The organism is Bacillus sp. SLBN-46, from assembly GCF_031453555.1.
Taxonomy (GTDB): Bacteria; Bacillota; Bacilli; order Bacillales; family Cytobacillaceae; genus Neobacillus.
Genome location: NZ_JAVIZM010000001.1, coordinates 540,727 through 552,204, shown reverse-complemented (window position 1 = coordinate 552,204; position 11,478 = coordinate 540,727). Strand labels below are relative to the sequence as shown.

General features: G+C 41.5%; 13 protein-coding genes. 10 read left to right on the top strand and 3 right to left on the bottom strand.

Annotated elements, in window-relative coordinates; genetic code table 11:
- Positions 1-4: 4 nt before the first annotated feature.
- The gene (locus QFZ87_RS25005; protein WP_483862242.1) at positions 5-577 is read right to left on the bottom strand and encodes a twin-arginine translocation signal domain-containing protein; all 573 of its coding nucleotides are present in this window, start codon (positions 575-577) and stop codon (positions 5-7) included.
- A gap of 75 nt (positions 578-652) precedes the next feature.
- Positions 653-1,432 (bottom strand): formate dehydrogenase accessory sulfurtransferase FdhD, encoded by a 780-nt coding sequence (gene fdhD, locus QFZ87_RS02825; protein ID WP_309857419.1) that lies wholly within the window; start codon positions 1,430-1,432, stop codon positions 653-655.
- A 323-nt stretch (positions 1,433-1,755) separates the two neighbouring features.
- On the opposite strand from fdhD, the gene pdxK reads away from it, so the two are divergent.
- The 3 genes from pdxK (at position 1,756) to bshB2 (ending at position 3,800) form a co-directional block, all read left to right on the top strand.
- A complete protein-coding gene (gene pdxK / locus QFZ87_RS02820; protein ID WP_309857416.1) occupies positions 1,756-2,592 on the top strand; it encodes a pyridoxine/pyridoxal/pyridoxamine kinase in 837 nt (278 codons plus the stop codon).
- 150 nt (positions 2,593-2,742) lie between these two features.
- Positions 2,743-3,090, top strand: coding sequence for a YojF family protein (locus tag QFZ87_RS02815; protein WP_309857412.1), 348 nt, complete (start codon positions 2,743-2,745; stop codon positions 3,088-3,090).
- 38 nt (positions 3,091-3,128) lie between these two features.
- Entirely contained in the window at positions 3,129-3,800 is a 672-nt protein-coding gene (bshB2, locus tag QFZ87_RS02810) for a bacillithiol biosynthesis deacetylase BshB2 (protein ID WP_309857410.1), read from the top strand.
- Between the two features lie 30 nt (positions 3,801-3,830).
- On the opposite strand, the gene QFZ87_RS02805 is transcribed toward bshB2, so the two are convergent.
- Complete coding sequence (locus QFZ87_RS02805; RefSeq protein ID WP_309857407.1) at positions 3,831-4,574, bottom strand: Crp/Fnr family transcriptional regulator; 744 nt, start codon at positions 4,572-4,574, stop codon at positions 3,831-3,833.
- Between the two features lie 240 nt (positions 4,575-4,814).
- Here QFZ87_RS02805 and QFZ87_RS02800 point away from each other — a divergent pair, with 240 nt between their 5' ends.
- The 7 genes from QFZ87_RS02800 (at position 4,815) to QFZ87_RS02770 (ending at position 11,474) form a co-directional block, all read left to right on the top strand.
- Positions 4,815-5,258, top strand: a complete 444-nt coding sequence (locus QFZ87_RS02800; protein ID WP_309857405.1) for a cytochrome C — start codon at positions 4,815-4,817, stop codon at positions 5,256-5,258.
- 24 nt (positions 5,259-5,282) lie between these two features.
- Complete coding sequence (gene nosZ, locus QFZ87_RS02795; RefSeq protein ID WP_309857404.1) at positions 5,283-7,148, top strand: Sec-dependent nitrous-oxide reductase; 1,866 nt, start codon at positions 5,283-5,285, stop codon at positions 7,146-7,148.
- Between the two features lie 77 nt (positions 7,149-7,225).
- Positions 7,226-7,795: a hypothetical protein gene (locus QFZ87_RS02790; RefSeq protein ID WP_309857401.1), complete on the top strand. Its 570-nt coding sequence runs from the start codon at positions 7,226-7,228 to the stop codon at positions 7,793-7,795.
- Positions 7,796-7,862: 67 nt separating this feature from the next.
- Positions 7,863-9,140, top strand: coding sequence for a nitrous oxide reductase family maturation protein NosD (nosD, locus tag QFZ87_RS02785; protein ID WP_309857398.1), 1,278 nt, complete (start codon positions 7,863-7,865; stop codon positions 9,138-9,140).
- Positions 9,104-9,901 (top strand): ABC transporter permease, encoded by a 798-nt coding sequence (locus QFZ87_RS02780; protein ID WP_309857395.1) that lies wholly within the window; start codon positions 9,104-9,106, stop codon positions 9,899-9,901. Before nosD ends, QFZ87_RS02780 begins: the two co-directional genes overlap by 37 nt.
- Positions 9,898-10,575: an ABC transporter ATP-binding protein gene (locus QFZ87_RS02775; protein ID WP_309857392.1), complete on the top strand. Its 678-nt coding sequence runs from the start codon at positions 9,898-9,900 to the stop codon at positions 10,573-10,575. The genes QFZ87_RS02780 and QFZ87_RS02775 overlap by 4 nt, the downstream gene beginning before the upstream one ends.
- A complete protein-coding gene (locus QFZ87_RS02770; RefSeq protein ID WP_309857389.1) occupies positions 10,572-11,474 on the top strand; it encodes a FixH family protein in 903 nt (300 codons plus the stop codon). Before QFZ87_RS02775 ends, QFZ87_RS02770 begins: the two co-directional genes overlap by 4 nt.
- Positions 11,475-11,478: the final 4 nt, after the last annotated feature.

Below are 11,478 nucleotides of genomic sequence, written 5' to 3'. Positions count from 1 at the left end.
TATGTCATATTCGTGCCTGGTGCTCTAAATAGGTTACACCAAGCCCTCTCATTAATTTTGATAGCAAATACGTTTCTTCGTTATCAAGTGCTGCGCCGCCAAGGCTTGCAATCTTTTCTGTTTTATTCACTGTGATGCCATTTTCAACTTCAACAAATGAACTGTCGCGTGTTTCTTTTGTTCGTTTGGCAATGGTGTCTAGCATCCAATCCCATTCTTTTTCCTCCCACTTATCGCTTCCTGGAGCACGATAAAGTGGTTTTGTTAATCGTTTTTCAGATGTATATAACTGTCTTAATGTGGTTCCTTTGCTACAAAGCTTACCTTCGTTAATTGGGTTATCCGGATCCCCTTCCGTATAAACCACAGTATTATCTTTGGTGTGAACGAGGATTCCGCATCCGACACCACAGTAGCAGCAAATGGTTGGTGTTACAGTAGCTTTGGCAATTTTGAATTCTTTTGATTTCGCGTAGGCCTTCTTTTCATTAAAGCCCAGTTCAACAACAGCCAGAGTAGCTGCAGTCGCACCAGATAGCTTTAAAAACTGCCGGCGATTTAAGTTCATTTCAACCATCACTAATCTCCTTCCCAAAATTGATTAGAACATCCCGTATTTCTCTCTCTATTAAGCTTCATCAAGCACTCTACGTTATGAATTCCCCCCTTTAATACTTCTCTCTAATGGCAACTCGGCCGTTACATCATTGATCACTCGGCCAGCAGAGGTATAAACCGTGGCCATTTTCCCTCTTAAGTAGCCAATCACCTCAATATTTAAAAACTTTGCCAGCTGCACAGCCTGCTTGGTGGCTGCCGTACGTGAACCGATAACAGGAAAGCCAAATTTCGCTGCTTTTGAGAGCATTTCATATGAAACCCTACCGGTTGTGAGTAATATTAACCTTTCGGGTTGTAACCGTTTTCTTATTGCGTAGCCAATAATTTTGTCCACGGCATTATGGCGGCCAATATCTTCGCGAATCGCCAACATGCCCTCTTCATCGATAATGCAGGCTCCATGCATTCCGCCTGTCTCCAGGTAAAGATCTGAATTCTGGGCAAATTCACTTCTCTTTTTTAAGAGATAGCTTAATTGATAAGTCTTATCCGAGGCGACTCTGTCAAAATTCTTCACATCTGTCATAGAAAAGAAGGTAACTCCTCTACCACACCCCGCGGTATAATGCTTCTTTTTTGAAAAAACTTGTTCTTCGTCAAAATGGGAGCTGAGAGAAACGTGAATGCTGCCCATTTCCTCATTGATTAAGATGGATTCAATATCACTTGCTTCCTGGATAAATCCTTCAGAAAACAAATATCCATAGGTCCAATCCTCTAGGTCGTATTTTGTTAGTTGAAAAACGGCTATTTCAAAACCGTTTATGATTAAGGAAATTGGATATTCATCGGGACACCCCTTGCGGTTCATTGTTTCCCCTCCCCACCTAAGATTTTTCTTTGTTTAATCATTGTAAAAATAGGAGCAACTCCAACACAGCGACATTTGTCACTTTGTCGAAAAATATCAGACGTCCCTATGTATTCATCGTACTTTCGTCGCATTTTTTTGAAAGTAATATTTATCACGCTAAATGCATGCATAAAGTACAAATGGTCTAATTGTCATTTTTCTGTCAAGGATTGGTCTTTTAAAGCATCCCAACAAAAGCCAGAACATCATTTATGTTATATTTTTGGAAATGATTTATAATAAGAAAGTCGAAGAGGATTTTAGAAGGAGGAGAGTACATAATGACGATTAAAAAAGTAATGACGATTGCCGGTTCGGATACGAGCGGTGGTGCAGGCATTCAAGCAGATTTGAAGACCTTCCAGGAGCTTGGTGTTTACGGAATGACGGCACTGACAACGATTGTAACGATGGATCCAAAGGACTGGCACCATAGTGTGTTTCCCCTTGCAGTAGATACATTAGAGACTCAATTGGAAACCGTTCTATCCGTTGGAATTGACGCGATGAAAACTGGAATGCTTGGAACCGTTGAAATTATTGAATTAACTGCCAGAAAGATCGATGAAAACAAGTTGGAAAAAGTAGTCATTGATCCAGTAATGGTTTGTAAAGGCGAAGATGAGGTATTGAATCCGGAAACAACAGATGCGATGCGTGAGTTTCTTTTACCACGTGCCTTAGTCGTTACTCCTAACCTTTTTGAAGCAGGACAGCTTGCTGGAATGAAGACACCGCGTACCGTCGAGGAAATGAAAGAAGCGGCTGTGAAAATCCATGAGCAAGGTGCTAAATTTGTGTTAATTAAGGGCGGCAGCAAGCTTCACTCTGAAGAAAAAGCGGTTGACCTGCTGTATGATGGGAAGGAATTTAAGCTTTACGAGTCTGAAAAATTTGAAACGACATATACGCACGGAGCAGGCTGTACGTATTCGTCAGCTATTACTGCTGAGCTGGCAAAAGGGAAATCTGTCTATGATGCTGTAGATGTAGCGAAGGAATTTATTACGGCTGCGATTCAGCAAGGCTTCCGCTTAAACCAATTTGTTGGTCCGACTTGGCACGGTGCGTACCGCGGTACGGAGTCTGTTACTGAGTATTGTGAGGATTGCGAATAATATTATTGAAAGAGGTTGGCGTACATGCAACCTCTTTTTTCAAGCATTCATTTCGCATTTTTTAAATGATTTTAGTATGATAGTTACATTATTAAATAAGAATAGTTTATAGATTCTGCTTGTGGATCAAAGGGAAGGAGGTCATTAGGCATGGAGTTAGTAGAGTTAAGCCGTGTCCAAGAGGCCATTAATGGCTTTGCAAACAAAGATGTTTATATTCACCTTGAAACAACCAATGGTGCTTATGCATCACATAAAGATCAATCTTTCTTTTCCGCTGGAGCCTATATTCGTAACGCCCTTGTCCGTTATGAATTGGGGAAGATTACAGGAAATGGGCCGTATCGCGTCGGTCTAAAGATCAACCTCGGTTGGATTTACGCAGAGGGTATTACCCACTATGAAATCGACGAAGAGAACCATCTATTATTAGCCGGCCATGACCATGAAGGAAAGTTGGCCGTTGCCCTTGAAATCAGCCATACTCCATTTGAGTAAGGAGTGCTGAGCAGTTACCTTGGAAAGGAGAATGAACTATGAAAAAAGAGCGCCATGTCTTGGTTGTTTTTCCTCACCCTGATGATGAGGCTTTTGGTGTATCAGGTACGATTGCGACTCATGTTCAGAGTGGGACTCCTGTTACCTATGCTTGTTTAACATTAGGGGAAATGGGAAGAAATATGGGCAATCCTCCTTTTACCAATCGGGAAAATCTGCCTAAAATACGAAAACAGGAATTGAAGGAGGCTGCCCGCGTATTGGGTATTCAAGACCTTCGTATGCTAGGTTTCCGTGATAAAACGATTGAATTTGAAGATGATGAGAAGCTGACTAACACGATGTCAGCTTTAATAGACGAACTGAATCCATCCTTAATTATCACTTTTTATCCAGGTTATTCGGTTCATCCAGATCACGATGCCACCGGTGCGGCGGTCGTGAGAGCAGTTGAAAAGATGCCTGCAGCTGCAAGGCCGACCTTACACTGTGTCGCCTTCTCTAATAATTGCGTGGAAGAGCTTGGGGAAGCGGATATTATCAACAACATTTCCCCTGTAGGCCAAACAAAGCTTGCAGCCATCCAAGCACACCGTTCGCAGACAGAGCAGATGTTCATTGGTATGGAAGAGAAGCTAAAAAATCAAGATCCGCAAGTCATGGTTTGGATTAATAACGAGCGTTTTTGGACCTATAAGTTTGCAAACTAACAGCCCTTCGTGCACGAAGGGCTTTTTTTATTAATAATCCCGATGCAGCAGTGTACAAAGACCGCACCAATCCAAAATAACAATTTTTCTAGATTTTAAGTCAATTACTCCTTCTTTCTTCAACTTCGAAAACACGCGGCTGACGCTTTCCCGGGTTGTTCCAACCACTGTCGCAAACTCCTGAACAGTCAAAGGAATCTCAATATCCCATCTGCCTCTCTCGGTGTTAAACTTCTCCCCAAGCCGTTCGAGAGTCTTCACCGTTTTTGCATACACATCCAACAAGGCAACATCTCTTAACTGAGACGTCATCTCCCTTAAACTATCACTCATATAACGAATCATTTGCATCGCAAGCTCAGGTTCATTATATAAATCCCTCTCTAATTCCAGCTTATCCAAGAACAGAATCTCCCCGTCCTGCAGCATCGTGGCCGTTGCCGGATACTTAGCCGTTTTATGCGTAAACAAACCCGCCTCAGCAAACACATCCCCTTTTTGCTTCACACATACGATGATTTCATTGCCGTTCTCATCCTGCTTTGTCAGCTTCACCGCGCCCAAACGGACGAAATAAACCCCTCTTGCAATCTCATCCTCTGAAATAATCCTGGTCCCTTTTTTAAAGGTAAAAGTCTGAATCCGTTTTTCAATGACTTGCAGAGATTTAGGCGATAAATCCTTAAAGATGATAATTTTCCGCAATAGATCGATATGCTTTCCCTCTTGATAAACCGATAAATGTAGATCCTTTAAACAATCCGACTGACTCACTTTCCCCACCACCTATTCATTCACTCATTTCTACCATTCATTGTAAGTAAGTTCCAACCAAGATGTAGTGACGAGATTCACAAAACGTTCATTTTTTTAAAACCGCAACAAAACAGGACTTAACTAACCCATTCACAAAACGTTCATAAACAAAAATAAAACTGTGCTGTACGTCACAATTATCCGGTTGAAATCCCATTAGGATGAAGGTGTTCATTTGTAAAAAAAGGAGGGGACAGAATGAATAAGGCAATTTTAAGCTTCGTCATAAGCGCATTACTTGGCTTTGGTCTTGGCTACCTAGTTTTCGGCGTCATTATGGGCACTTCTGAACAGCCATCACAAACAGCCCAAACAGAAACAAAGGCCACAACCGAAACCAAAGAAGAAAGTACTGCTGCTAAAGAAACAAGCAGTGCTGTTAGCGAAGACAATATCCTTAATAAAAAAGGATGCCTGGGCTGCCACAGTGTTGAAGCTCTTAATTTAAAAGGTGGTGCAGTTGGACCAGACCTTTCACAGGCATTTGTTAACGTTGAAGGTAAGCATGGCAAGCCAATTGAAGAATTCCTGAAACAACCAACATCAGCTGTTATGTCAGGCGTCATTGGTAAAAGTCCACTAACAGATGATGAACGGAAGCAAGTATTAGACCTTCTGAAACAAGCATCTGAAGCAAAATAATTGGAAAAGGTGGTGTCAAAAGATATGAAAAAATGGATTCCGATTGCATCGGGACTGCTCGCAGGGTTTGCAGCCGCTACGATTTCATTTGCCGATTTTTCAGCAAAAACGAACACGGAAGCTTCTTCAACCAATAAGAGCGACGCAGAAAAGGTGTATGTTCCATTCGGTAAAAAAGATGATTATTACTTATTTGCATCTGGAGGTCACTCTGGACAAATGTTCATTTACGGAGTGCCGTCCATGCGTCATATCAGAACCGTTCCGGTATTCTCGCCAGATTCTGCAACCGGCTATGGCTTTGATGAGCATTCAAAAAAATTAATGGGTGACTACACTTGGGGTGACCTTCACCATCCAGCGTTCTCTGAAACAAAGGGTGACTACGATGGTAAATACATGTTTGCGACAGATGTCGGTAATAGCCGTGCGGCCGCAATGGATTTAAAAACCTTTACCGTAAAGGACATTATTAAAGTGCCAAATACGAGCGGACCACACTGTGCGGCCTTCGTAACCGAAAATACAGAGTACATGTTCCTGCCTACTCGGTTCGCTGTACCGCTAGGTCAACAATATGAATCGCTTGATGACTACAGCACAAAATACCGCGGCGTGATGTCAGCTGTTACCTTTGATCAAAACAAAGAAAAGCTAAATATTGCTTATCAGGTTGCTCTGCCACCTTGGTCCTATGACCTTTCCGACGCTGGTAAAAAGAGCTCTGCTGATTGGGCTGTTATGACTACTTACAATACAGAAGAGTCAACAACAAACCTTGAAATTAATGCATCACAAGCTGACCGTGATTTTATTGTTCTTTTTAACTGGAAAGAGCTTGAGAAAATGGTCAAGGAAGGAAAATACGAGGATGTTGGCGGACAAAAGATGATCTTCCCTGAGAAACAAAAGGGTGGTATTTACTTAATTCCGGTTGCCAAATCTCCACATGGTGTGGACGTTACACCAGATGGGAAACGCTTCATTGCTTCAGGAAAGTTAGCACCAACAATGACCGTATTCTCGTTTGAAAAAGCTTTTAAAGCAGTAGAAAACAAAGACTTCTCTGGTGAAAGAAATGGGATTCCAATCCTTAATTACAAATCCGTCATGGAACGAGAAGTGAATCCAGAAAACGCACTTGGACCACTTCATACTCAATTTGATGACAAAGGCATGGCCTATACAACCATGTTCATATCTTCTGAAATCGTTAAATGGGACCCTAACACTGGTAAAACACTAGACCGTGTACCTGTTCAGTATTCTCCAGGGCACTCTGTTGCAGCAGAAGGTGACACAGTGGCACCCGACGGAAAATGGCTCATTGCTCTGAATAAGATTGCGAAAGACAGCTACTTGTCTGTCGGACCTTCACACCCTGAATCTATGCAGTTAATTGACATCAGCGGCAAGATGAAGGTAATTCAATCAGCACCAGTAAACCCTGAACCACACTATGCTCAAATGATTAAGGCAGATAAGATTAAAACCATTGAAGTGTATCCAAAGGATCCAAAAAATAAGGACGCTGTATACAAAAAAGATGATGCAAAAATTGTTCGTAATGGAAACGAAGTCCATGTATATGGAATTGCCATGAGGTCAAAATTCATCTTCGATGCAAAAGCCAAACGTCCAGATGTGATTGAAGTAAATGAAGGCGACCATGTGTTCATCCATCTAACCAATATCGACTTCGATGAGGACATTACGCACGGATTTGCTATCAACAGCTATAACTTAAACATGGAAGTACAGCCAGGTCAGACCAATACTATGGAATTTGTCGCGAACAAAGCAGGGACTTACCCACTTTATTGCACAAACTTCTGCTCAGCCTTACACCAAGAAATGACCGGTTACTTCTTAGTTAAGCCTAAAAAATAAGTGGAAGATGGGTATCAATTTCTGCATTGATACCCTCCTCCTTTTATCTAATTATCACTATATTAGGAGTGGTTAACTTGATTGGTAGTAGTAAAAAATTATCCTTGGTATCTGCTTTACTATTAGGTGTTTCCGCTATATTGATTGCCGTCTCATTATTTTTCCCATGGTGGAAGATGGTGTTCATTGCACCTCAATATCCAGAAGGACTAAATATTATCGTCTATCCCAACAAACTGGAAGGGCAAATTGATATTGTTAATGGATTAAACCACTATATCGGTATGGCGAACTTTAGTGAGAAAAACTTCCCAGAATTATCCTATTTACCCTATCTAATCGTTGGTTTAGCAGCTCTTACTCTATTAACAGCGTTGCTACGAAAAAAATCTGTCCTCTATGGATTGATTAGCATATTCGTCATCGGCGGTGCACTTGGGGTCATCGACCTGCATGCTGCCTTGAAAAAATTCGGTACCAACCTAAGTCCTGAAGCACCGATAAAAATTGATCCGTTTGTGCCACCTATTTTAGGGCATAACACCATCGCAAACTTCCAGACGACCAGCCTACTTGGCTTGGGAACGTATTTGGTCATTGCGGCTTTTATTCTCTTACTCATTCCGTTATGGAAGGATCGAAAGTAAAATGAAAAAATTAACGCTCCTATCTCTAGTTTTTTTTCTTTTTATCCTGATAAAACCAGAAAAAAATATGGCGGCCGAAAATTTGCAAGCAATCATCGACAGCTTGAAAGAGGGGGCGGTTTTGAAGCTTGAAAATAAAACCTATGAGGGCAATATCGTCATTACCAAACCATTGACCATCATTGGGGTTAAAAATACCGTGATTAAAGGAGACGGAACGGGAAACGTCATTTCCATTAAGGCTCCTCATGTCCAGTTAAGCCATCTAACCGTGACACATGGAAGTATGAACCGAAATTCGAGTGAAGAATATGCGGCCATTAAGGTTTATACCGACAACAATATCGTGGAGCATATCCAAATCCGCCATTCCTTTCACGGGATTTATCTGAGCCAGGCTCACCACAATAAAATCCGCTATAACGATATTAAAGGCCTGGGCAAAGGCGAGATCGCTGCTCAAGGAAACGGCCTGCATGTTTATTACGCTAACGATAATCTCTTAGAGAAAAACACGATTGAAGGCACCCGTGACGGGATGTTCTTCGAATATGCCAACAATAATCACAGCTATGAAAATAACATTAGCAACACACGGTACGGCCTGCATTACATGTATTCCGATGATAATATCTTCAAAAAAAATATTTTTACGATGAATACTGGCGGTGCGGCCATCATGAACTCGAACCATCTGAAACTAGAAGATAATCAATTTATCGTTAACTATGGAAACCAATCGTTTGGCTTATTACTTCTGCAAGCCAATGATAATTATATAGCTCATAACACGTTTTACATGAACCAACGCGGCATGTATATTGACCAGGCAACAAGAAACATCATTAAAGGAAACCGAGTCATTCAAAACCAGATTGGGATTGAACTTTGGGCCAGTTCCAATGACCAAACGTTCACCCTAAACCGAATCTCAGAAAATACCATTCCTGCGGTCACCCTAGGGGGAACAGGCGGCAACAATACGTGGAGCAAAGACGGAAAGGGAAATGATTGGGGAACCGCTTTTCCACTTACTGACTTAAACCAAAACGGCATCGGTGACTTTGGGGTAACCTATCACTCTTCTCTCCATCAGCTGATTGAGGACCAGGAATTAACCTTTTTATTTTTAAAAAGCCCAGCCATCAAAATCTATGAAAAAATTAATGCCACTTTGACGGACGACGAAGTCATGTTTACGGACCCACATCCGTTAGCAGCTGAAAAAAGCAGTCATTTACCTTTTCTTCTCGCCGTTATCGGCCTGCTATTGGTGGTTTTCATTTTACTAAAAGGGAGACATTTACTATGCATTACATTTGGAAGGAATGGAAGGAAAATATAAGAGGAAAAGGACTATGGCTATCCTTAAGTATCATCGTTCTCATTTCAATCAGTATCTTGTTTCGTTCCTCTGTCCTTTCATTTGATAAAGGCTTTTATGTTCTCTTAATCAATCTATTTGATACGATTATTTACTTTATCCCGATCCTTTGCTTATTCATCGGGGCCTTCTCCATTTTTCAGGAAAAGGAACAAAAAACGTTAATCATGTTACTAACGAAGAAAGACAATTTTTCTACCTTCTTCGTTAAAAAAAGTCTGGGACTGTATACCGTGGTTTTAGTCCCGCTTCTAGCTTGGTTTTTCTTATATTTACTATTGTTAAAGTTTAATTTTCAACTTGATATGAAGGGCTATCTTATCTTTGTAGTAGCTATTATCTGCTTAGCCTTAGTATTTTTACAAATGGGTGCAGCCATTGGCAGCTTCAGCCGTTCGCGGATGCAGATTATCGGTTATACCATTTTCGTCTGGTTTTACTTCTTCTTTTTACATGACTTTATCTTGCTCTCATTTTTACCTGACGTGACCCATGAAAATGTAAAACTCTTTTCATCCGCCTACTTTTTAAATCCATTACAGGCAGTGAGGATGTTCCTCGAGACGGGGATGGGCGTGTATTCCTTCGGCCATATGTCACGACTCCTGCAGGCCTTTATGTGGACGAAGCCCGTATTCTTTTTATTGGGAAATTTAGCGTTTTGGCTTATGATTTCCTACTCAACTGCCATTATGTTCAACAGAAAGGAGGGGTATGAATGATTAAAGTATCAAATTTAAACCAATCCTTCGGGAAAAAGCTTGTATTAGATGCAGTTACCGTTGAGATACAGAAAAATGAGATCTGTGCCCTTGTCGGCCGCAATGGGGCCGGTAAATCCACCTTTATCAATAGCCTTCTAGGGCTCTTACCCGTTAAGAAAGGGACGATTGCCATTAATGGAGTTGAAGTGACGAAGAAAAATAACGAATGGAAAAAGGCCATTGCTTACTTACCGGAAAAATTTATGCTCTATCCCATGCTGACAGGTCTTGAGAATATGACCTTTTTCGCAGAAGCAGTGTTTAAACAAGAGGATGCGGAGCGTATTCAACAGGTGTTGACCGCCGTGAGGCTGTGGGACGACCGCGATGTTCAGGTAAAGAAATATTCCAAGGGAATGCTGCAGCGCCTTGGCCTCGCGATTACCTTGTATCAAGATTCATCTATTCTGATTCTAGATGAACCGACAAGTGGCATTGATCCCATGGGGCGAAAGGAAATCTTAGAGGTGTTAGGCTCTCTTCAAGATAAAACCATTTTGCTCTCCTCTCACCATTTGGATGAAATTAAGCAGGTATGTACTCATGTGGCTTATTTAAATGATGGAAAAATGGAAAAGTATACAGTAGAGGAATTTTTAAACACTCATAACCTAGGAGGAATCGTCTCATGAAGACACGAACCATGCTCGTCTTACTTCTGCTGCTCAGTTTAATAACCGGCTGCAGCAGTGGCCCTGATTATAAGATCGATGTGACCAAGGAGCTTTACTATCAAAAGGATACCGCTCTGCCGTTTGAAATAAAGGTAACGGACAACAAGAAAGCGGTCAAAGGACTGGAGGTTTCCGCGCAATTATCGATGACCAATATGGATCACGGTTCGTACGACGTAACGTTTGCGGAAGGCAAAAATGGTACGTACTCTGGTAAAGTGAATCTACCTATGGGCGGCAAATATGAAGCAGCGTTTACGTTAGAAAAAGATGGGAAAACGTCAGAAAAGGTTATCGACATTACCGTGACGAAGCCTAAGGGAGTAGCCAAAATCAACGGAGAATGGGTTACGAATGAGGATGTAGCCTTCTATCAATTCATTAATCAATTGCAGCTGGAAATCAACCGTGAGGCAGCGAAGAAGAAATACACAGGTAAGCAATTAGAGGAAGAATTAACCTACTTAGAATCGCAGGAGAAAGTAAATAACAATAAGAATCAAGTTTTAACACAAATTATCCGACTCCGCTCAATGGCGATGCTTGCGAACGAAAAAGGTCATCAGGCAACGGCAGCCGAAGTGGATGCGGCCTTGGGTAAGGCTCGCGAACAGTATAACCAGTATGATTCTGCTAAAAGGTTAATTACCGAATATGGTAAAGAGAAGTTCTGGACGACTGAAAAACAGCAATACGAGATGATTGTTCTTGCGCAAAAGGTCCAAAAAGACCTGATTGCAAAGGTCAAAAAGGAAAACCCAACCTTCGGCGAGCAGGAAGTCTATTTCCAAGCCCAAAAACAATACGAAGAACTCCTCGTCTCGCAAGTCAACTCCTTGAAGATTGAGATTTTGTAGGGTG